Raw genomic sequence first — 20,218 nt, forward strand, 5'->3', positions numbered from 1 at the left:
TACTGCCCGCCGTGGAGCAGAGCAGAGGTTCGAACATCCCGCTCGTACAGGCTGCCGGCATCGATCCGGCGTACGTCCCCGGCATTGTCGTGCCGGAGCCGGACGAGCCACAGGTCGCGTCCGCGGACCCGTCCGTGGACATGGTGAAGGCCGCGCCCGTGACGGACGACGCGCCGTCCGCCGCCGAGGAGGCCCCGGACGAGGACGTCCCCGCCGGGGACGCCGTCGCGGACGAGATCGCGCGCGGCGACGCGGAGCCGGACGACGATCCCGAAGGGGCGGACGACGGACCGGTGTTCGAGGTCGCCGACCGTCGCGGGTCGATCCGGGCGGACCGGGACGGCATCACGTTCCGGCTCGACGACACCGAGGCCGAGTTCGGCTGGGACGAGATCGGCGCGGTCGAGGTCGACGCCCCGCGGTGGGGGCGCAATTTCGGCGTCACGGTCTACCTGTCGCCGCGGCGCTGGTACGAGACCTGGGTCGAGACGCCGGCCCGGAGCCGGATGAAGACCTGGACCGAGGAGCTCGACGCCGTGCTCGACGCCTACTTCGAGAAGCCCGTGGAGTCCGCGGCGTCCGAGGAAGCCGGGGCGCCGGCCGGCGCCTAGGGCGGTGGCCCGGCGACCGGGGACTTGGGTGTGATCAGCCCCGACTCGTAGGCGAACACGACCAGTTGGGCCCGGTCGCGGGCGCCCAGCTTGGTCATGGCCCGGCTGACGTGGGTCTTGGCGGTCAGCGGGCTGATGACCATGCGCGCGGCGATCTCGTCGTTGGCGAGCCCGCGTGCCGCGAGCGCCACCACCTCGCGCTCGCGGTTGGTCAGCGCCTCCAGGCCCGCCGCGTGCGCCGCGTCCGGCGGCCGGGAGACGAACTCGGCGATCAGACGGCGCGTGATGGCCGGGGAGAGCAGCGCGTCGCCGCGCTGCGCGACATGGATGGCCTGGACGAGGTCGGCGGGCTCGGTGTCCTTCAGCAGGAAGCCGCTGGCGCCGGCGCGCAGCGCGTCGAAGACGTACTCGTCCAGGCCGTAGTTGGTCAGGATGACGACGTGGACGCCCGCGAGGCGCGGGTCGGCGGCGATGCGCCGGGTGGCCCCGATGCCGTCGAGCACCGGCATCTGGATGTCGAGGAGTACCACGTCCGGCACGTGCCGCTCGGCGAGCGCGACGGCCTCCCGCCCGTCGGCCGCCTCCGCGACGACCTCGATCCCGTCCTCGGCGTCCAGCAGGGCGCGGAACCCGGCCCGCATCAGCGCCTGGTCGTCGACGATCAGCACCCGGATCACGTCGCCGCCTCCAATGGCAGTTCGGCCCGTACGGTGAACCCGCCCTCCGGCCGCGGGCCGGCACGCAGCCGCCCGCCGAGCGCGGTGACGCGCTCCCGCATCCCGGTGAGGCCGACGCCGGGCACCGGCTGCGATTCCGGCGCCGCCGTGCCGTCGTCGTCGACCTGGACGACGAGCTGCCGGTCGGCGTACTCGATGCGGACCGTGGCGCGCGGCCGCGGACCGGCGTGCCGGGTGACGTTGGTCAGCGCCTCCTGCACGATGCGGTACGCGGCCCGGTCGACGCCGTCCGTCAGCGGCCGCTCCCGGCCGCTGACGGTGACGCTGGTGGGCAGTCCGGCGGTACGGGAGCGCTCGGCCAGGTCGCCGATGCGGTCCACGCCGTGGCCGCCCCCGCCGCCGCGCAGCACCTCCAGCGTCGCCCGCAGCTCCCGCATGGCCTCGCCGCTCGCCTCCTGGATGGCGAGCAGGGCCTCGGGGGCCTCCTCGCCCCGCTTGCGGGCCAGGTGGACGGCGACGCCCGCCTGGAGCTTGATGATCGAGATGCTGTGGGTGAGGGAGTCGTGCAGTTCCCGGGCGATGCGCAGCCGTTCCTCGCCGGCGCGGCGCAGCGCCGCCTCCTCGCGGGTGCGTTCCGCCTCCAGCGCGCGCCGCTCCAGCTGCTCCAGATACGCGCGGCGGTGCCGGCCCACCACCGCCATGGCGACCGAGGCCAGGAACCAGCCGAGCAGCAGCGCGGTCGACTGCGCCGCGGTGGGCGCGGGCTGCCCCGAGGCCAGGTAGCCGCCGAGGAAGCCCAGCACCGACAGCTTCACCGGCAGCCGGCGGCCGCCGGCCCTGACCGCGATGTGCACGGCGACCAGCACCGGGAAGGCCGCCGACGGCCCGGGGTGCACCCGCAGCGCGTACGCGAGCATGCAGCCCGTGCACAGCAGCAGCGCGGGCACGGGCGCGCGGCGGCTGCCGGTGACGGCCAGGGCGCCGACGAGGGCGAGGGCGAGGTCCAGGGCGTTCGCGGGGGCCGGCACACCGGGCAGCAGGAGGACGTCGGCGACGAGCACAAGGCCCAGCAGCCCGTCGAAGAGGCCGCCTTGCCACCCCCGCAACTCCAGCGTGCCCTCGCGGACCTGACGTGCGATCAGCCTGGCTCCTCCCATGGCGGCACCCTAACCGGGTCCCGCCTCCGGCACGTCCTCCCGGAAGACGGCTCCCGCGCTACTCCCCGGGGAGTAGCGCGGGCCCGCGACGCCGCCCGCGCAGCAGTGCCACGTCACTTCCCGGGGACGACGACCCGGGAGCCGGTCCGGGTCCACGATCGAGACCCGCGAACGCCCCGACGACCCAGGAGGAGGCAGCGCCCGTGCCCGCACCCTTCCGACTCACCACCCCCGCGCCCCCGGAGACGCTCACCGGGCGGTCCGCCGCGGTGTACGCCCAGCTGGCCACCGACTTCGGCATCCGGCGGGCGCCCACCTTCGTGGTGCTGTCGCCCGCCCCGGACCTGCTGGCCGCGACCTGGGCCGTGCTGCGCGAGTCGCTGCTCGCGGGCCGCGCCCCCCGCACGGCCAAGGAACTCGTCGCGCTGGGGGTGTCGCAGGCCAACCGCTGCCCCTTCTGCGTGGACGCGCACACCGTCCTGCTGCACGCCACCGGCGACCACCGCCTCGCCGAGACCGTCGCCCGCGGCGGCACACCCGCCGACCCGGAGCACGCCGCGCTGCTCGCCTGGGGGAAGGCGACCCGGACCGCCCTCGGACCGGAGGCGTCCGAGCCGGCGGCGGAGCGCCCCTTCGGCGCCGCCGGGGCACCGGAGTTCATCGGCACCGCGCTGGCCTTCCACTTCATCAACCGCATGGTGTCCGCGCTGCTCACCGACGACATGCTGCCCGCCGGGCTGCAGCGGCTGCGGCTGGTGCGCAGTGCCGGCGGCCGGGCGCTGGCCCGTACCGTGCGCAGGGAACTGGAGCCCGGTACGAGCCTGCCGCTGCTGCGCGGGGTGGCTGCCGGGCCGCCGCCGGACTGGGCCGGGGACGCGCCCGTGGGGCCCGCGTTCGCCGCGCTGCGGGAGGCGGCCGGACGGGGCGGGGAACGTCTCGGCGAGCAGGCCCGGGCCGCCGTGGTCGCGGCCGTGGACGCGTGGGACGGTTCGCACCCGCCGCTGGGCGGCGGCTGGATCGCGCGCTGGACGGCTCCGCTGCCGGCGGCCGGGCGCCCCGCCGCGCGGCTGGCGCTGCTCGCCGCGCTGGCCCCGTACCGGATCACCGAGGCGGACGCCGAGGCGTGGCGCGCGGCCGACCCGGACCCGTACGACGCGGATCTGGTGCGGCTGGTGGCGTTCGGCGCCTTTTCCGCCGTCTCCCGGATCGAAACCTCGATTCAACGACCTTTTCAGCGGGCCAGGTTGACAGGCCCTTGACGCAGACACGACGATGCGTGGTGCCACTGGGGCCGTAGTGCCCGGTGTGCACCTCGACCTCCGCCCGGCGACGCCTCGGCCTGCTCGCACACGGGGACGGCTGCCGTCATTTCGCGCTACCGCCGGGCCACGCAACGCAAGATTGGGTACCCGCATGTCCATATCGCGACGCGTCACCATCGGACGGCTGCTCGGTGTGAGTGCCGCCGCCGTCGCCCTCTCCGCGGCCGGTGCCACCTCCGCCTGGGCGGCTGACTGCCCCGGCGGCAAGGGCTGGGACAAGGGCGGCCACCACACCTACAAGCCCGGCCACGGAGGCGGCACCAAGACCAGCACCGACCGCTGCGAGTTCTCCCTCGACGGCAACGACTGGTACGCGTCGGTGAAGGTCGACGACGTCACCCTCAAGCCCGCCGAGGACGGAAAGGTGCACGTCAAGGTGCGCGTCGCGGACGGCTCCTCGTCCTGCACCGTGTCCCTGGCCTCGTACCGCACGCACGGCGCGACCTTCGAGACCTCCGGCAAGCAGGTGTTCCACGACTGGGACACCGTGACCATCACCAACGGCACCGACACGCTCGACGTGGCCGTCCCGGACGTCACCTGCTTCGCCCAGGTCGATCTGTACTACGGCAACAAGAAGTACGACGGCGTCACGGACGCCAACGACGGCTACGAGCACGGCCCGCTGCCCGAGGGCCCGGACCACGCGGTCATCGGCGACAAGAAGATCGCCTGGTGGAACGGCGGCACCAAGGACTGCTCCACGCAGAACGTGCCGTCCACGCCGCCGACCACCGCCCCGCCGACCACCCCGGCCGGCGGCGGCGACGAGACCACCACGCCGCCCGCCTCGGTCACGCCGTCCGCCTCCGCGCCGGCCTCCGAGACGCCCCCGGCGTCCGAGACGCCGTCCGCGTCCGCCTCCGAGTCCGCCTCCGCGTCGGCCTCCAGCCCGGCCGCGGTCGACGCCGCCCAGTCCCCGAACGGTGACTCCGGCGACCTCGCCGAGACCGGCTCCGGCAACGTCGGCATGGTCTCCGCGGCCGCCGCGCTGCTGCTGCTCGCCGGCGGTGCCGTCGTGTTCGCCTCGCGCCGCCGCCAGGCCGCCCGTCGCCACTGACACTCCGGCAGGGAAGGGGGTACGGCTGCGTCAGGCGCCGTACCCCCTTCGCCGGTGCGAGGCGACCACGCCTACGCGTACTAGCCCCGGGTTCGCGGGCATTGGAACAATCCAGTGCGACCGTTCGACCACAGCGGGGGGCTGTATGACATACCCGGGGGAGACCACCGCCGGTGACCGGTACCCGACCGTGGACGAGGTCGCCGCGGCGGCCAGGGCCCTGACCCTTCGCAGGCCCGATCTGTGCCGGGTGCGGACGGTGGGGACCTCCCGGGCGGGGGAGCCGCTGCTCCTGCTGTCGGTGGGCCACGGACGGCGCAATGTGCTGGTCGTGGCCGGGCCGCACGCCAACGAGATGGTCGGCGGCGCCACCGCGCTCCGGCTGGCCCGGTGGGTGACCGCCGATCCCGCGCTGCGCGAGGGCGCCGACGCGTCCTGGCACTTCCTGCTGTGCGCCGACCCGGACGGCGCGCGGCTCAACGAGGCCGTCCCGGACGGCGGGTTCACGATGCTCGGCCACTACCGGCACTTCTTCCGGCCGCGCGCCGCCGAACAGCCCGAATGGCTGCCCGCCGACGGCTCGCTGGCCGGCGCGCTGCCCGAGACCCGGGCGCTGATCTCGGTCATCGACGAGCTGCGTCCGGTGCTGCAGTGCTCGCTGCACGGCATCGACGTCGGCGGCAGCTTCATCCAGGTGACCCGGGCCATCCCCCGGCTGGCCGAACGGATCGCCAAGTCGGCCGCCGAGTTCGACATCCCGCTGGAGGCCGGCTCCTCCGACGCCTTCCACTGGCCGAGCCCGGGCCCCGGCGTCTACGTGATGCCGCCCCCGGGCGGACCGCGCGAGGACGCCAGCAACTCCACATGGACCTACGCCCACCGCTACGGCGGCGTCACCGCGATCGCCGAGGTGCCGATGTGGGCCTGCGACCGGGCCGGCGACACCTCCCCGCACCCCGCCGCCGACGAGGCGCTGCGCGCCGCGGGCGTCGCGCTGCGCCGGGCGAGCGACCACGTCGACGGGCTCATCGGCGAACTGCTGCCCTGTCTGCCCGCGGACGGCGGGCCGCTGCTGCGGGCGGCGCGCGAGATCGTCGCCGTCGGACCGCAGCTGGCCGCCGACTGGGACCCCGCGCTGCGCACCGCCTCCGCGCCGCCGCTGCCGGCGATGACCCGGGCCCGGGTCAGCAGCGTCGAGATCTACGCCCAGCGCCTGCCGCTGCGCGCCGCGGCCATGCTGCTGCGACTCGCCCGGGGCGCCGAGCCGTCCCAGGCCGCGGCCGCCGCGGTGCGCGAGCGCCTGGAGCGGCTGGTCGCCGACTGGTGCCGGGCGTACGAGACCGCGCACCGGGCGCGCTGGGTCCCCGTCAGGCATCAGGCGGAACAGCACGCCAGGGTGGTTCTCGCGGCGTTCGAGCTGTTGCCGGGATGACGCGACAGAAGTAATCCGATGGGCAAGACTTGCGACTGGCAACGGTGTGTTGTCAAGCTGTTGCACACAGTCAACCCGAGGGAGGGGCACGTGCCTTTCGGTGAGCAGCCCGCGTACCTTCGCGTCGCCGAGGATCTCCGCCAGAAGATCCTCGACGGCACGCTCCCTCCGCACACCCGCCTGCCCTCGCAGGCCCGCATCCGCACCGAGTACGGGGTCTCGGACACCGTCGCGCTGGAGGCCCGCAAGGTCCTGATGGCCGAGGGCTTCGTGGAGGGCCGTTCCGGCTCCGGCACGTACGTCCGCGAGCGCCCCGACCCGCGGCTGATCGTCCGTACCGGCTACCGGCCGGCCGGCGGCCAGGCGTCGCCGTTCCGTCAGGAGCAGGCGGACGAGAGCTTCAAGGGCAGCTGGGAGGCGAACAGCTTCCAGGACGCGGCCGGCCCGCGGGTCGCCGAGCGGCTGGGCATCCAGCCCGGCGACCGCGTGATGCGCACCCGCTACCTCTACCGCGCCGAGGGCGAGCCGATGATGCTCGCCACCTCGTGGGAACCGCTGTCCGTCACCGGACGCACGCCCGTGCTGCTGCCGGAGGAGGGCCCGCTGGCCGGGCAGGGCGTGGTCGAGCGCATGGCGGCCCTGGACGTCGTCGTCGACAACGTCGCCGAGGAGGTCGGCGCCCGCCCCGGCCTCGCGGAGGAGACCGCGGTGCTGGGCGGCGTGCCGGGCCACGTCGTCATCGAGATCCGCCGCACGTTCTACGCCTCCGGCCTCCCCGTGGAGACCGCCGACATCATCGTCCCGGCCGAGCGCTACCGGGCGTCCTACCGCATGCCGGTCAAGTGACGCCGGCGTAGCGCGTGCCGCGTGCGGCGCGGCCGCCGAGGGGTGACGGCACGTCACGGCTAGGTGGCCTTCGGCCCGGTGCCGGCGCCCCGGGGGCGTGGCCCCGGCACGGGCGAGGGTTCGCGTGGCGTCCGGGCCCGTGCCCGTGTGCGGTGGTGTGCTCGGGGCGTCGCGATCGTTTCCGGGCTTGCGCCGCGTCCGTGGCGCCGGCGGACGGCCGTACGACCAGGGCGCCTTCCTGCGGGCCGCGCCTTCGTGCCTGGAGCCGTCCGATGTGGGCCTGCCGGCCCGGGGGCGGACGTCGGGAGTGAGCGCCGACTGCCGCACCCGGCTGGAACAGAGGGACGCGAGGTGTCCTGCCGCCCCTGCGGGGCGGAGGGCGACGGCGCGGCGCCATTCAGGGCCCGCAACGCCGTGCGGCGTGCGATCCGCGCGGCGGGCTCGAACCCGCGGACGATGCCGCGGCCATCGGGGTGCGCGGGGTTGTCCGCCCGCCGCGGACCGGGTGCCGGGCGGGCATGCGGTGATCCGTCGGTCGGGATGCCGCCCGTCCCGGGGCCCGGTGCGGTCAGCCCACCAGGGACTGGGTGCCGAGGACGGTGAGGAGGGCGAGGCGTTCGGCGTCCTCGGTGGCGGGCTCGGCGGTGTAGATCATGATGCGCAGGTCGCTGCCGGCCACGGTGAGCACATCGCAGTCCAGCCGCACCGGGCCCACCTCCGGATGGTCGATGGTCTTGTGCGCGGCTTCGTGGCGGCCGATCACCCCGGAGTCCCAGTGGGCGGTGAAGCGGTCGCTGCGTGCCCGCAGGTCCGTGATCAGCTGCCGCAGCCGCTGGTCGGACGGATAGCGTGCGGCGGCCGCGCGCAGGTCGGAGACCACCGCCGTCTCGAACGCCTCCAGGCCCTCCACAGGGTGCCGGGCGCGGCTGCTCAGGCCGAGGAAGTGCCGCCAGACGCCGTTGCGCTCGTTGCCGCGCCAGCCGGAGGGGTCGCCCATCAGGGCCGCGTACGGCGGGTTGTACTGGAGCAGCGTCCAGGAGGCGTCGTAGACCGCGACGGGCGTGCCAGCCATACGGTCCAGGAGCCGGTGGACGCTCGGGGCGATGTACGCGGGCACCGTCTCGGGCCCCGGCGGCGCCAGCCCGGCCAGCTCGAACAGGTGGGCGCGCTCGGTCGGGGACAGCCGCAGGGCACGGGCCATGGCCTCCACGACCTGCGCCGAGGGGTTCGAGGCCCGGCCCTGTTCCAGCCGGGTGACGTAGTCGACGGAGATCCCGGCGAGCTGGGCCAGCTCCTCGCGGCGCAGCCCGGCCGCGCGCCGGTGGCCGCCCGTGGGCAGGCCGGCCGCCTCCGGGGACACCTTGTCGCGCCACCGCCGCACCGCACTGCCGAACTCCGCTGTCGCCATGCCCCCAGTGTGCTCCCCGGGCGCGGTATCGCCCTGGTACCGCGAGTCCCAGGAACGCGGGACGACTGTCTGCGCGGCGCGCCCCGCCGCACGCTGGAGGCATCCGTCATCTGCCTACCGACCCCCCCCGACACAGGAGCGACACCATGCCGACCACTCTCATCACCGGCGCCAACAAGGGCCTCGGGTACGAGACCGCCCGCCGTCTGATCGCCGAGGGCCACACCGTCTGGATCGGCGCGCGGGACGCCGGGCGCGGCCGGGAGGCCGCCGAGCGGCTGGGCGCGCGCTTTGTCGTCCTCGACGTCACCGACGACGCCTCGGTGGCGGCCGCCGCGCGGACGGTCGAGGCCGACGGCGGGCTGGACGTGCTGATCAACAACGCCGGCATCGAGGTGCGCCGGGCGGACAACAGCGTGGTGCCCACCGTCGAGACCACCGCCGACGCGATGCGGCAGACCTTCGAGACCAACGTCTTCGGCGTCGTGCGGGTCACCCACGCCTTCCTGCCGCTGCTGCGCGGGTCCGCGGCCCCGGTCATCGTCAACGTCAGCAGCGGACTGGCGTCGCTGCACCACGTCTCCGACGCGGACCAGCCGGCGTACCTGTTCCCAGGCCTGGACTACCCGGCGTCCAAACTGGCGGTCAACATGATCACCGTGCAGTACGCGAAGGCCCTCCCGGACTTCCGGGTCAACGCGGTGGAGCCCGGTTTCACCAAGACCGATCTGAACGGCAACACCGGCTTCCAGACGGTCGAAGAGGGCGCGGAGATCATCGTCCGCATGGCGACGGTCGCCTCCGACGGCCCGACCGGCGGCTACTTCGACCGCAACGGCGTACTGCCGTGGTGACGAGTCATCAGATCGCACATCCCGGCGGCGTTTGGGGGCGGCCGGAGGCGCCGCCGGGGCGCGCGGGGGAGTCCGGAGGGCGCGAACGAGAGGCCCATCTGAGTCAACTCCCAATCGAACATGGCCCGATCGAGTCGAATACCGTCCGAACGTGTCCGACGCGTCACGTTGAGGCGTAGGCTCCGGCATATGCGCATCGCCGTTTCCTCGGACATGGACGAGCCTGTGGCGCGGCTGCTCGTCGACGAACTGCGCGGCCGCGGCCACACCGTCCTCCCGCACGGCGCACTCCGCGCCGGTGACCGCGAGGACTGGGCCTGGAGCGCCGAGAGCGCCGCCCGGGACGTCGCCGAGGGCCGCGCCGACCAGGCCGTGGTCTGCTGCTGGACCGGTACGGGAGCCTCCATCGCCGCCAACAAGGTGCCGGGCGTCCGCGCCGCCCTGTGCGTCGACGCGTACTCCGCCGACGGCGCCCGCACATGGAACGACGCCAACACCCTCGCGCTCAGCCTGCGGCTGACCAGCGGACCGCTGCTCCGGGAGATCCTCGACGCCTGGTTCGCGGGCGGTCCCAGCGCCGAGGACGACGACCGCGCCAACGTCGCGCACCTGGAGGAGATCCGATGAGCGGCGAGCTGGTGTGGGTCGTCATACGTCAGGACGACAACGGCAACCGCTACCGCGTCGGCCGCTACGCCACCCGCCAGGAGGCCGAGCGCGTCGCGGACACGCTCGACGCCCGCGGGCACAAGCAGCTCTACCTGATCGAGCGCATCGACCGCCGCGCGTCGTAAGGTTCCGCGCATGACGACGCGCGACGTGACGGTGGTGGTCGGTGCCGCCCTGCTCGACGACGGCAGGCTGCTCGCCGCCCGGCGCACCGCCCCGCCGGAGCTGGCCGGCCGCTGGGAGCTGCCCGGCGGCAAGACCGAACCCGGCGAGACCGCGCGGGACGCGCTGGTGCGGGAGCTGCGCGAGGAGCTGGGCATCGAGGCGGAACCGCTGGAACGCGTCCCGGGCGAGTGGCCGCTGAAACCGGGGTACGTCCTCCAGGTCTGGACGGCGCGCATCCTCACCGGGGAGCCCCGGCCGCTGCAGGACCACGACGAGCTGCGCTGGCTCGCCCCCGACCGCGTCGACGAGGTCGACTGGCTGGACCAGGACCGGCCGGCCGTGGCCTGGGCGGCGGCGCGGGCGTCCGGGCACTGATGCGCCGCCGTCCTGTCACCGCTGTCGTCCCCGCGGTCCGCGTCGCGCCCGCCTTCCCCGTCGTACCCGCGCCGGCCACCGCCCCGCGATACGCGACCCGGAATATCGGGTATGGGCTGATTGATGCGCCCATGACGCTCCGGCGGGCATCCGCCGGACACCTCGCAATCGTCTGGGGCCCCCACCCATGACAGGGAGCGACGACTCCACGCAGGACAGGGAGGGCACGCAGGAACCTGCGCGGCCCGGGGCCGGGGCGCCGCGTGCGCGCGGACTCGCGGGGCCGCAGCCGCCACCCGCCCCCACCACCGCGGGCAGCCTCCTGGACACACTGCGGCTGGCCGTGATCATGCTCGACACCTCCGGGCGGGTCCTGCTGTGGAGCCCGCTCGCGGAGGAGATGCTCGGCTGGGCGGGCGAGCACATCGTGGGGCGCCGGGTCGGCACCCTCCTGGCGACCGGCGCACCGCCGCCCGCCCGGGGCGCCCGCCGGCTCGCCGCCGTTCCGGCCCCGGGCCCGGCGGAACGCATCCTGGAGGAGCTGCTGCGCTCGGGGAGCTGGGACGGCGTCCTGTGGCTGCGCCATCGCGACGGCCACCGCGTCCAGGTGGAGGCCAGGGCCTCGATGCTGGTCGACGGCGACGGCCGCCATTTCGTGCTCGCCTCGGTCGCCGAGAGCAGCCGCATCCGCACCCTGGAGCACGACCTCGCGGCCCTGGACCCGCTCTTCGACTCCTCCCCGCTCGGCGTCGCCATCTTCGACACCGACCTGCGCTACATCCGCATCAACGACGCCCTGACCCGGATGAACGGCGTCCCCCGCGAGCAGACGCTGGGCCGCCGGGTCGAGGAGGTCGTGCACAAGGACGCCGCCGAGGAACTGGCCACGCTGCAGCGGCATGTGCTGGCCACCGGGCGGGCGGTCATCGACGTCGTGATCCCGGGGCCGGCCTCCGGATGGCGGTCGGTCTCCTACCACCGCCTGGAGGACCGGGCGGGCCGGGTGCTCGGCATCAGCTGCACCGTCATGGACGTCACCGAACGCCAGCACTCCGCGGCGAAGATCGAGCGCGCCCGGCGCCGGCTGGCGCTGCTCAACGACGTCGGCTCGCGGCTGGCGGACCTGCTGGACGTGCGGCGGATCGCCGAGCAGCTGGCGCAGACCCTGGTGCCCCGGTTCAGCGACTACAGCGGGGTCATCCTGCACGCCAACGTGCCGGACGGCGGCGAGCTGCCCGGCGCCCCGTACGGGGACGCCACCCAGATGCGCCAGCTGGGCATCGGGGCGATCAAGGAGGGGCCGCTCGTCGACCGGATGCTCGGCCTCGGCAAGGTCATCCAGGTCGACCGGGCGTCGATCTTCGGCGCCGTGCTGCACACCGGCAGGCCCGCCCTGGTGCAGAGCCCGCGGGAACTGCGCGAGACGATCACCACCTACCCCGGCGACCCCAAGGTGCAGGCCGCGGTCGACCTCGGCATCCACTCCCTGATCGTGGCCCCGCTGCGGGCCCGCGGCATCGTGCTGGGCCTGCTGGTGGTCAGCCGGGCCGGCGGGCGCGAGCCCTTCGACGCCGAGGACCTCGCGCTGGCGATGGAGCTCGCCGACCGCTCCGCCGCCGCCCTGGACAACGCCCGCCTCTACATCCGCGAGCGCGAGGGCGCGCTGATGCTCCAGCGCAGCCTGCTGCCGCAGAGCGTCCCCGAACCCCCCGGCGTGGAGCTGGCCTTCCGCTATGTGCCGGGCAGTTCGGGCGCCGCCGCGGGCGGCGACTGGTTCGACGTGATCCCGCTCGCGGGCGGCCGGGTGGCGCTGGTCGTCGGGGACGTCATCGGGCACGGGCTGCGGGCCGCGGCGACCATGGGGCGGCTGCGCACGGCGGTGCGCACCCTGGCGGCGATGGAGATGGCGCCCGAGGAACTGCTGCGGCGGGTCGACGACCTCGGGGACGACCTGGCGGGGGACACGGCCGAGGGCTGGACGGCGACGTGCGTCTACGCCGTCTACGACCCCTCCACACGGCGGCTGACCGTCGCGCGTGCCGGGCATCCGCCGCCGGTCCTGGTCGTCCCGGGAACCGGCGGGAGCCACGGCGGCAGTGGCGTCAGCGGTGTCAGCGGCGCGGACGGCGCCGGCCGGGCGTACGAGGCGCGGCTGACGGACACCCCGGCCGGGGTGCCGCTCGGCGTCGGCGGGGTGGAGTTCGAGTCGGTGGAATTCGACGTCCCCGACCAGGCCGTGCTGGTGCTCTACACCGACGGCCTGATCGAGGCCCGCGACGAGGACATCGACGTCGGCCTGGACCGGCTCCGCGCGGTGCTCGCCCGGCGCCCTCCGCACTCCCTGGAGGCCACCTGCGACGACCTGCTGGCCACCCTCGCGCACGGCCGCGAACCCGACGACGTGGCCCTGCTGGTGGCCCGCCTCGGCGGCCTGCCCGAGGGCAGCACGGCCGCCTGGACCTTCGCCGCCGAGCCGAGCGCGGTCCGCCAGGCCCGGCGGCTCGTGCGGGACACCCTGACGCGGTGGGAGCTGCGGGAGCTGACCGACGTGACCGCGCTGCTCGTCAGCGAACTGGTCACCAACTCCCTGCGCTACGCCCACGGGCCGATCGGCGTCCGCATGGTGCGGGGCACCTCGCTGCTGGTCGAGGTCTCCGACCCGCTGCCCGATCCGCCACGCGAACGGTCCGCCGGCGCGGAGGACGAGGGCGGCCGGGGACTCCAGCTCGTGGCCCGCGCCTCCCGGCGCTGGGGGACGCGTCACGGGCCGCTGGGGAAGACCGTCTGGTTCGAACTCGCGCTGCCCGTACCGGCGTGACCGCCTCTCGCACGGTTCGGCGCGCTGGAGCAGGGTAGTTCAAGTGGGGCACCGGTGGGATCGGTACGCCTTGAGATGATGCTGTGATCGACAAGAGCATGTGCGGAACGGGGGTAATGCTGAATACTCGGCACCAGCCGGTCCGTATGTGTGAGCTGGAGGGGTCGGGCGTGAGCGATGAGCCATCGGGGGCCGTTGGGCCCCGGAACCCTGAGGCCCTGCCGCATAGCGCCTGGCAGTCGAGCCCGCCCGGGTCGATCTACGACTACATCCGGGTCGCGTCCTTCTCCCTCGGCCCCGACGGGCGGATCGATCAGTGGAGCGAGCGCGCCGAGGAGTTCTTCGGGGTGCCCGCCGCCGATGCCCTCGGCAAGGACCCGATCCGCGCCTTCGTACCCGAGGACCTCCGGGAGCGCGCGCACGAGCGCGTCGCGGAGATCCTCGACGGCCGCGAGTGGACCGGCGTCGTCCCCTACCGCGACAAGGCCGGCCAGGAGGGCCTCGCCGAGGTCTACGTCATGCCCTCCCGCGGCGAGACGAACGGCCGCGGGGCGCTGTGCATCGCCGTCGACATGCGGGTGCTGCGCCAGATCGAGACCGATCTCGCCTCCTCCCAGGCGGTGTTCGGCCAGTCGCCGATGGGCTTCATCCTCTTCGACACCAACCTGCGGCTGCTGCGCGTCAACGAGCGCTTCGCCAGCGTCTTCGGCCGCACGCCGGGCGGCCACCACGGCCGCAGCCCGCACGACTTCCTCTCCCGCGTCGAGGCCGACCGGCTGACCGCCGCGCTCAAGCAGGTGCTGGACAGCGGCGACCCGGTGCTGGACATGACGATCGTCGGCACGGTCCCCGCGGCCGGCGGGGCGAGCAGCCGCCGGCGCTGGGCCATCTCGCTGTACCGGCTGCACAGCGGCAGCGGGCGGCCCATCGGCGTCGCCGGACTCGCCCAGGACGTGACCGGGCGCCAGCGCGCCGAGCGGGAGGCCGCGCACACCCGCCGCAATCTCGCGCTGCTCAACGAGGCCGGCCGGCGCATCGGCAGCTCCCTGGACCTGGAGACCACCGCCCGCGAACTGCTCGACGTCGCCGTGCCGCACTTCTGCGACCTGGCCTCGGTCGACCTCTACCAGGCCCTCCTGGTGGGCGAGGAGGGCCCGGTCGGCACCGCCGACGGCAGCGGCGAGGTCCGCCGGGTGGCCTTCGCCAGCGCCGTCTCCGACGCCCCGGTGACCCGGCTGGGCGGGGAGCACGGCAGCAGCCCGGTCTCGGTGGGAGCCGTGCACCGCTATCCGTTCAACTCCCCCTGGGCGGGCGCCCTGCGCACCGCTCAGACCCAGGTCATAGCCGGCGACGGCGGCGACTCCGAGGTGGAGCTCGGCGAGCTGGGCGGCGGACTCGTCCAGTCGACCCTGGCGGTGCCGGTCGTCGCCCGTGACACCGTGCTCGGCCTGGTGCAGTTCGCCCGCGCCAAGGGCAGCGAGCCGTTCTCCGAGCGCGACCGCATGATCGCCGAGGAACTGGCCGCCCGCGCCGCCATCTTCATCGACAACGCGCGGCTGTACCGCCGCGAGCACGAACGCGCCCTGATCCTCCAGCGCAGCCTGCTGCCCCCCGGCAACCCCGAGGCCGCGGGCCTCGACATCGCCTGCCGCTATCTGCCGGGCAACATGGAGACCGAGGTCGGCGGCGACTGGTTCGACGTCATCGAGCTGCCCGGCCACCGCACCGCGCTCGTCGTCGGCGACGTCATGGGCCGCGGCCTGCGCGCCGCCGTCGCCATGGGCGAACTGCGCACCGCGGTGCGCACCCTGGCGCTGCTCGACATCGAGCCCGCCGACGTCCTGACCGCCCTGGACGAGGTCGCCCGCGGCCTCGGCGGCAGCGGCGAGGGCCGCACCAGCCGGCACGGCAAGGAGGCGGACTCCTCCGACCTGTCCGAGGTCTACCTCGCCACCTGCGTCTACGCCGTCTACGACGCCATCACCCGCCGCGTCACCATCGCCAACGCCGGCCATCTGCCGCCCGTCCTGGTCGAGCCCGGCGAGCCGGCGATGATGCTGGAGGTACCCACCGGCATGCCGCTCGGCGTCGGCGGCGAACCCTTCGAGGAAGTCGAGGTCGACCTCCCCGACGGCGCGCTGCTGGCCCTGTACACCGACGGCCTGGTCGAGTCCCGCAGCCACCCCCTGGACGAGGGCCTACGAGCCTTCCGCATGGCGCTCGACGACCCCCAGCGCCCGCTGGAGGACGTCTGCGACCACATACTGGCCCGGCTCGACACCGCCCACGGCGAGGACGACATCGCCCTGCTGATGGCCCGCGTGCACGGCCTGCCCGCCGACTCGGTCGGCGACTGGACGCTGGAGCCGACCCCCCGCTCGGTCGCCAGAGCCCGCGAACTGGCCCGCGACTGCCTGCTGTCCTGGGATCTGGCGGCCCTGGTGGACACCACCGAACTGCTCGTCAGCGAACTGGTCACCAACGCCCTGCGGCACGGCCACGGCGACATCCGGCTGCGCCTGCTGCGCGACCGCACCCTGGTCTGCGAGGTCTGGGACGACGCCCTCGTGCAGCCCCGCCGCCGGCGCGCCCGCGCCACCGACGAGGGCGGCCGGGGCCTGCAACTGGTCTCGCTGCTCAGCACGCGCTGGGGCTCACGCCGCACGCACCGCGGCAAGACGGTCTGGTTCGAACTCGCGCTGCCCACCGACGGCGGCGGCACCTCGGGGGAGGACACGATCGAGGCGCTGCTCAGCCTGTTCTGAGCAGCGCCCCGGTGAACGCGGACCCGGCCGGTCAGCTGCTGCGGCGGCGGATCTTGTCGCCCAGCCAGACCAGCGGGTCGTACTTGCGGTCCACCGCGCGCTCCTTGAGCGGGATGAGCGCGTTGTCGGTGATCTTGATGTGCTCGGGGCACACCTCGGTACAGCACTTGGTGATGTTGCAGTAGCCGAGCCCGTGCTCCTCCTGGGCGGACCGCTTGCGGTCCAGACCGGCCTCCTCGGCCGCGTCCAGCGGGTGCATGTCGAGTTCGGCCACACGCATCAGGAAGCGCGGGCCCGCGAAGGCCTTCTTGTTCTCCTCGTGGTCACGGACGACGTGGCAGGTGTTCTGGCACAGGAAGCACTCGATGCACTTGCGGAACTCCTGTGAGCGCTCCACGTCCTCCTGGAACATCCGGTACTCGCCCGGCGCGACCCCCTTGGGCGGGACGAAGGAGGGGATCTCGCGCGCCTTCTCGTAGTTGAAGGACACATCCGTCACCAGGTCCCGCACGACCGGGAAGGTGCGCATCGGGGTGACCGTGACGGTCTCCTCGCGACTGAAGACCGACATACGGGTCATGCACATCAGCCGCGGCCGGCCGTTGACCTCCGCGCTGCACGAACCGCACTTGCCCGCCTTGCAGTTCCACCGCACCGCCAGGTCGCCGGCCTGGGTGGCCTGGAGGCGGTGGATGATGTCGAGGACGACCTCGCCGTCGTGCACCTCGACCTCGTAGTCCCTGAGCTCACCGCCGTCGGCGTCACCGCGCCACACCCTGAAGTGCCCCGAGTATGTGCTCACCGGTCCAGCTCCTCGTCCGTCAGGTACTTCAGCAGTTCGTCCTTCTCGAACAGCGCGAGCAGGTCGTCGCGGATCGGGACCGACTCGCGCCGGTCGACGGAGACCTCGCCGAAGGCGTTCGCCGGATCGGAGAGCCGGCACACCAGGTTGAGCTTGCGCCAGCGCCGGTCCATCTCCGGGTAGTCGTCCCGGGTGTGCCCGCCGCGAGACTCCGTGCGCTCCAGCGCCGCCCGCGCCACGCACTCGCTGACCAGCAGCATGTTGCGCAGGTCGATCGCCAGGTGCCAGCCGGGGTTGAACTGCCGGTGCCCCTCGACCCCGGCCCGCCGGGCCCGCACCCGCAGGGCCGCCAGCCGGGTCAGCGCCTCCTCCATCTCGTTCTGCTTGCGGATGATGCCGACCAGGTCGTTCATCGTCTGCTGCAGTTCCTGGTGGAGGGAGTACGGGTTCTCCGCGACCTCGTCCGCGACCGTCTCGGCCTCCGCGCTGAACGGGCGCAGCGCCTCCGCCGCGGCGGCGTCGATCTGCCACTCCGCCACCGCGGGGCGGGCCCCGCCGAGCCCGGACGCGTACTCGCTCGCGTGCAGGCCCGCGCGCCGGCCGAAGACCAGCAGGTCGGACAGGGAGTTGCCGCCGAGCCGGTTGGAGCCGTGCATGCCACCCGCGACCTCACCGGCCGCGAAGAGGCCCGGCACCCCGGTGGCTGCCGCCGTGTCCGGCGCCACGTCCACGCCGCCCATCACGTAGTGGCAGGTGGGGCCGACCTCCATCGCCTCGGCGGTGATGTCGACATCCGCCAGCTCCTTGAACTGGTGGTGCATGGAGGGCAGTTTGCGCCGGATGACCTCGGCGGGCAGCCGCGTGGAGACATCCAGGAACACACCGCCGTGCGGGGTGCCGCGGCCCGCCTTGACCTCGGAGTTGATCGCGCGGGCCACCTCGTCGCGGGGCAGCAGCTCGGGCGGGCGCCGGTTGTTGTCCGGGTCCTCGTACCAGCGGTCGCCCTCCTCCTCGCTCTGCGCGTACTTCTCCTTGAAGACGTCCGGGATGTAGTCGAACATGAACCGCTTGCCGTCGGAGTTGCGCAGCACCCCGCCGTCGCCGCGCACCGACTCGGTGACGAGGATGCCCTTCACCGAGGGCGGCCAGACCATCCCCGTGGGGTGGAACTGCACGAACTCCATGTTGATCAGCGGCGCCCCGGCCAGCAGCGCCAGCGCGTGCCCGTCGCCGGTGTACTCCCAGGAGTTCGACGTCACCTTGAAGGACTTGCCGATGCCGCCGGTGGCCAGCACCACGGCCGGCGACTCGACCACGAAGAAGCGCCCGGACTCCCGCACGTAGCCGAAGATCCCCGACACACGGTCGCCGTCCTTGAGCACCCGGGTGACCGTGCACTCCTGGAAGACCTTCAGCCGGGCCTCGGGGTCGCCGTACTCGGCCTGGTCCTCCTGCTGCAGCGAGACGATCTTCTGCTGGAGGGTGCGGATCAGCTCCAGGCCGGTACGGTCGCCGACGTGTGCCAGCCGCGGGTACTCGTGGCCGCCGAAGTTGCGCTGCGAGATCTTCCCGTCCTTGGTGCGGTCGAAGAGCGCACCCCAGGTCTCCAGTTCCCACACCCGGTCGGGCGCCTCGCGGGCGTGCAGCTCCGCCATCCGCCACTGGTTGAGGAACTTGCCCCCGCGCATGGTGTCGCGGAAGTGCACCTGCCAGTTGTCGTGCGGATTGACGTTGGCCATGCTCGCCGCGATGCCGCCCTCGGCCATGACGGTGTGCGCCTTGCCGAAGAGCGACTTGCAGATCACGGCGGTGCGCATGCCCTGCTCGCGCGCCTCGATGGCGGCGCGCAGCCCGGCCCCGCCCGCGCCGACCACGACGACGTCGTAGGCGTGCCGTTCGACTTGCGTCATCAGAAGAACCTCGGATCGTCGAACGCCCCACTGGCGACCAGATAGACGTAGAAGTCGGACACCGCCACGCTGATCAGCGAGGCCCAGGCCAGCCCCATGTGGTGGCGGTTGAGCCGCCCCACCCAGGTCCACGCGCGATATCGCACCGGATGCCGCGAGAAGTGCTTCAGCCGTCCGCCGACGATGTGCCGGCAGGAGTGGCAGGAGAAGGTGTACGCCCAGATCAGGGCGATGTTCACCAGCAGCACCAGGGTGCCGAGGCCCATGTGCCCCCACGCGCCGCGCCCGTCCCGGAAGGCGAGGACGACGTCGTAGCTGAGGATCGCGGCCACCGGGATCGCGAAGTAGAAGAAGTACCGGTGGATGTTCTGCAGGATCAGCGGGAAGCGGGTCTCACCGCTGTACCCCGCGTGCGGCTCGGCCACCGCGCAGGCCGGCGGCGAGGCCCAGAAGCCCCGGTAGTACGCCTTGCGGTAGTAGTAGCAGGTCAGCCGGAAGCCCAGCGGGAAGATCAGGACGAGCAGCGCCGGGGACAGGCCCCACCAGTCGCCGAAGATCGGCCAGCGGGCGCCCAGCGGCATGTCCACGCAGTTCGACCCCAGACAGGGGGAGTAGAACGGCGAGACGTACGGCTCCGCGTAGTAGTGCGCGTTCGCGAAGGCGCGCCACGTCGAGTAGACGACGAACGCGGTCAGGCCCAGCGCGGTCAGCAGCGGTTGCAGCCACCAACGGTCGGTGCGCAGGTGGCGGGCGGGAATGGCGGCGCGCCCGGCGGACAGGACGCCGTGGCGCGCGGGTGGAGCGGGTGGAGGCGGTTCGGTTCCGGGTTCGGTTCCGGTGTCTGTGGCCAAAGGTGGCTCCCTAGGGCGCTCGGCGGTCCGGCGCCCCCAGCCCTTCGTCCTCCGCGCCGGACCAGAATGAGGGGTCGTACGGCGTGTCGGGGATGGTCACCATCTCCGGGCGCGGCTTCTGCCCCGTGTGCGTGGTGCTGACGCTGTCGCGCAGCAGCGCGAGGTCGTCGCTCAGGTGCTTGGTGTCGGCGCGCACGCGCCGCATGTCAAGACTGTCGCCGACCTGCTGCTCGAGCCGGGAGACGGCCCTTCCGAGCTCGTCCAGCCGACGCTGTACCGATGTCAGATCGTCCTGCAGGGACATGACTGTCCTCACCTCCGCCACGGTGCGGTGCACGGCGCTAGCGCCTGCCGAGTGTTGCGCGTCACAGTCGCGCTTGGGAAGAGATCTGCCGTGATTCTCCCACTCATGGGGGGCGTACGCCCGGCGCCGCGCGCCCCGTTGGGCCGGGCGGGTGGGAGCCGGGAGGCGTGCGTCGTGTCGAACACGAGGGGG

18 protein-coding genes are annotated in these 20,218 nt (G+C 73.6%); 11 read left to right on the plus strand and 7 right to left on the minus strand.

Features of this window, described 5'->3' with window-relative positions; translation table 11 throughout:
* The first annotated feature begins 11 nt into the window (after nucleotides 1-11).
* Nucleotides 12-611 (plus strand): hypothetical protein, encoded by a 600-nt coding sequence (locus ACFWVC_RS06515; RefSeq protein WP_384279094.1) that lies wholly within the window; start codon nucleotides 12-14, stop codon nucleotides 609-611.
* Here the strand turns inward: ACFWVC_RS06515 and ACFWVC_RS06520 are convergent.
* Both ACFWVC_RS06520 and ACFWVC_RS06525 read right to left on the minus strand, forming a co-directional pair.
* Complete coding sequence (locus tag ACFWVC_RS06520) at nucleotides 608-1,288, minus strand: response regulator (RefSeq protein WP_384279100.1); 681 nt, start codon at nucleotides 1,286-1,288, stop codon at nucleotides 608-610. The two genes, ACFWVC_RS06515 and ACFWVC_RS06520, sit on opposite strands and share 4 nt — an antisense overlap.
* Entirely contained in the window at nucleotides 1,285-2,445 is a 1,161-nt protein-coding gene (locus ACFWVC_RS06525) for a sensor histidine kinase (protein ID WP_384279106.1), read from the minus strand. Before ACFWVC_RS06525 ends, ACFWVC_RS06520 begins: the two co-directional genes overlap by 4 nt.
* 203 nt (nucleotides 2,446-2,648) lie before the next feature.
* On the opposite strand from ACFWVC_RS06525, the gene ACFWVC_RS06530 reads away from it, so the two are divergent.
* The 4 genes from ACFWVC_RS06530 to ACFWVC_RS06545 all read left to right on the plus strand — a co-directional run bounded on the left by ACFWVC_RS06530 (nucleotide 2,649) and on the right by ACFWVC_RS06545 (nucleotide 7,105).
* Entirely contained in the window at nucleotides 2,649-3,704 is a 1,056-nt protein-coding gene (locus ACFWVC_RS06530; RefSeq protein WP_384279111.1) for a carboxymuconolactone decarboxylase family protein, read from the plus strand.
* A gap of 154 nt (nucleotides 3,705-3,858) precedes the next feature.
* On the plus strand, nucleotides 3,859-4,827 hold the full coding sequence (locus tag ACFWVC_RS06535) for an LPXTG cell wall anchor domain-containing protein (protein WP_384279116.1): 969 nt from the start codon (nucleotides 3,859-3,861) through the stop codon (nucleotides 4,825-4,827).
* 145 nt (nucleotides 4,828-4,972) lie between these two features.
* Nucleotides 4,973-6,259, plus strand: a complete 1,287-nt coding sequence (locus tag ACFWVC_RS06540) for a M14 family zinc carboxypeptidase (protein ID WP_384279121.1) — start codon at nucleotides 4,973-4,975, stop codon at nucleotides 6,257-6,259.
* Between the two features lie 90 nt (nucleotides 6,260-6,349).
* The gene (locus tag ACFWVC_RS06545) at nucleotides 6,350-7,105 is read left to right on the plus strand and encodes a GntR family transcriptional regulator (RefSeq protein WP_384279126.1); all 756 of its coding nucleotides are present in this window, start codon (nucleotides 6,350-6,352) and stop codon (nucleotides 7,103-7,105) included.
* A gap of 568 nt (nucleotides 7,106-7,673) precedes the next feature.
* On the opposite strand, the gene ACFWVC_RS06550 is transcribed toward ACFWVC_RS06545, so the two are convergent.
* Nucleotides 7,674-8,513, minus strand: a complete 840-nt coding sequence (locus ACFWVC_RS06550; RefSeq protein ID WP_384279130.1) for a helix-turn-helix transcriptional regulator — start codon at nucleotides 8,511-8,513, stop codon at nucleotides 7,674-7,676.
* 146 nt (nucleotides 8,514-8,659) lie between these two features.
* Here ACFWVC_RS06550 and ACFWVC_RS06555 point away from each other — a divergent pair, with 146 nt between their 5' ends.
* The 6 genes from ACFWVC_RS06555 (at nucleotide 8,660) to ACFWVC_RS06580 (ending at nucleotide 16,159) form a co-directional block, all read left to right on the plus strand.
* Nucleotides 8,660-9,367 (plus strand): SDR family oxidoreductase, encoded by a 708-nt coding sequence (locus ACFWVC_RS06555; RefSeq protein WP_384279137.1) that lies wholly within the window; start codon nucleotides 8,660-8,662, stop codon nucleotides 9,365-9,367.
* A 189-nt stretch (nucleotides 9,368-9,556) separates the two neighbouring features.
* Nucleotides 9,557-9,994, plus strand: coding sequence for an RpiB/LacA/LacB family sugar-phosphate isomerase (locus tag ACFWVC_RS06560; RefSeq protein ID WP_384279142.1), 438 nt, complete (start codon nucleotides 9,557-9,559; stop codon nucleotides 9,992-9,994).
* The gene (locus ACFWVC_RS06565; RefSeq protein ID WP_384279148.1) at nucleotides 9,991-10,161 is read left to right on the plus strand and encodes an SPOR domain-containing protein; all 171 of its coding nucleotides are present in this window, start codon (nucleotides 9,991-9,993) and stop codon (nucleotides 10,159-10,161) included. The genes ACFWVC_RS06560 and ACFWVC_RS06565 overlap by 4 nt, the downstream gene beginning before the upstream one ends.
* A 10-nt stretch (nucleotides 10,162-10,171) precedes the next feature.
* A complete protein-coding gene (locus tag ACFWVC_RS06570; RefSeq protein ID WP_384279153.1) occupies nucleotides 10,172-10,576 on the plus strand; it encodes a (deoxy)nucleoside triphosphate pyrophosphohydrolase in 405 nt (134 codons plus the stop codon).
* Between the two features lie 187 nt (nucleotides 10,577-10,763).
* Nucleotides 10,764-13,394, plus strand: coding sequence for a SpoIIE family protein phosphatase (locus ACFWVC_RS06575; protein ID WP_384279161.1), 2,631 nt, complete (start codon nucleotides 10,764-10,766; stop codon nucleotides 13,392-13,394).
* A 146-nt stretch (nucleotides 13,395-13,540) separates the two neighbouring features.
* Complete coding sequence (locus ACFWVC_RS06580; protein ID WP_384279166.1) at nucleotides 13,541-16,159, plus strand: SpoIIE family protein phosphatase; 2,619 nt, start codon at nucleotides 13,541-13,543, stop codon at nucleotides 16,157-16,159.
* A 31-nt stretch (nucleotides 16,160-16,190) separates the two neighbouring features.
* Here ACFWVC_RS06580 and ACFWVC_RS06585 read toward each other — a convergent pair whose 3' ends face one another.
* The 4 genes from ACFWVC_RS06585 to ACFWVC_RS06600 are packed head-to-tail and all read right to left on the minus strand — an operon-like array spanning nucleotide 16,191 to nucleotide 20,026.
* Entirely contained in the window at nucleotides 16,191-16,961 is a 771-nt protein-coding gene (locus ACFWVC_RS06585; RefSeq protein ID WP_384279170.1) for a succinate dehydrogenase/fumarate reductase iron-sulfur subunit, read from the minus strand.
* Nucleotides 16,958-18,871 carry a fumarate reductase/succinate dehydrogenase flavoprotein subunit gene (locus ACFWVC_RS06590; RefSeq protein ID WP_384279177.1) on the minus strand — a complete coding sequence of 638 codons (1,914 nt, stop codon included), beginning with the start codon at nucleotides 18,869-18,871 and terminating at the stop codon, nucleotides 16,958-16,960. The genes ACFWVC_RS06585 and ACFWVC_RS06590 overlap by 4 nt, the downstream gene beginning before the upstream one ends.
* The gene (locus ACFWVC_RS06595) at nucleotides 18,871-19,722 is read right to left on the minus strand and encodes a hypothetical protein (RefSeq protein WP_384279183.1); all 852 of its coding nucleotides are present in this window, start codon (nucleotides 19,720-19,722) and stop codon (nucleotides 18,871-18,873) included. Before ACFWVC_RS06595 ends, ACFWVC_RS06590 begins: the two co-directional genes overlap by 1 nt.
* A 10-nt stretch (nucleotides 19,723-19,732) precedes the next feature.
* Nucleotides 19,733-20,026, minus strand: coding sequence for a hypothetical protein (locus ACFWVC_RS06600; protein ID WP_319658792.1), 294 nt, complete (start codon nucleotides 20,024-20,026; stop codon nucleotides 19,733-19,735).
* Nucleotides 20,027-20,218 lie beyond the last annotated feature (192 nt).

It is taken from the genome of Streptomyces sp. NPDC058691 (assembly GCF_042714775.1).
Lineage (GTDB): Bacteria > Actinomycetota > Actinomycetes > Streptomycetales > Streptomycetaceae > Actinacidiphila.

What these genes read in the sequence shown, in the direction of transcription:
- ACFWVC_RS06580 (WP_384279166.1), top strand. Translation starts at nt 13,541, where the DNA reads ATGTGTGAGCTGGAGGGGTCGGGCGTGAGCGATGAGCCATCGGGGGCC.
- ACFWVC_RS06560 (WP_384279142.1), top strand. Translation starts at nt 9,557, where the DNA reads ATGCGCATCGCCGTTTCCTCGGACATGGACGAGCCTGTGGCGCGGCTG.
- ACFWVC_RS06575 (WP_384279161.1), top strand. Translation starts at nt 10,764, where the DNA reads ATGACAGGGAGCGACGACTCCACGCAGGACAGGGAGGGCACGCAGGAA.
- ACFWVC_RS06600 (WP_319658792.1), bottom strand. Translation starts at nt 20,026, where the DNA reads ATGTCCCTGCAGGACGATCTGACATCGGTACAGCGTCGGCTGGACGAG.
- ACFWVC_RS06535 (WP_384279116.1), top strand. Translation starts at nt 3,859, where the DNA reads ATGTCCATATCGCGACGCGTCACCATCGGACGGCTGCTCGGTGTGAGT.
- ACFWVC_RS06565 (WP_384279148.1), top strand. Translation starts at nt 9,991, where the DNA reads ATGAGCGGCGAGCTGGTGTGGGTCGTCATACGTCAGGACGACAACGGC.
- ACFWVC_RS06550 (WP_384279130.1), bottom strand. Translation starts at nt 8,513, where the DNA reads ATGGCGACAGCGGAGTTCGGCAGTGCGGTGCGGCGGTGGCGCGACAAG.
- ACFWVC_RS06555 (WP_384279137.1), top strand. Translation starts at nt 8,660, where the DNA reads ATGCCGACCACTCTCATCACCGGCGCCAACAAGGGCCTCGGGTACGAG.
- ACFWVC_RS06590 (WP_384279177.1), bottom strand. Translation starts at nt 18,871, where the DNA reads ATGACGCAAGTCGAACGGCACGCCTACGACGTCGTCGTGGTCGGCGCG.
- ACFWVC_RS06540 (WP_384279121.1), top strand. Translation starts at nt 4,973, where the DNA reads ATGACATACCCGGGGGAGACCACCGCCGGTGACCGGTACCCGACCGTG.
- ACFWVC_RS06525 (WP_384279106.1), bottom strand. Translation starts at nt 2,445, where the DNA reads ATGGGAGGAGCCAGGCTGATCGCACGTCAGGTCCGCGAGGGCACGCTG.
- ACFWVC_RS06570 (WP_384279153.1), top strand. Translation starts at nt 10,172, where the DNA reads ATGACGACGCGCGACGTGACGGTGGTGGTCGGTGCCGCCCTGCTCGAC.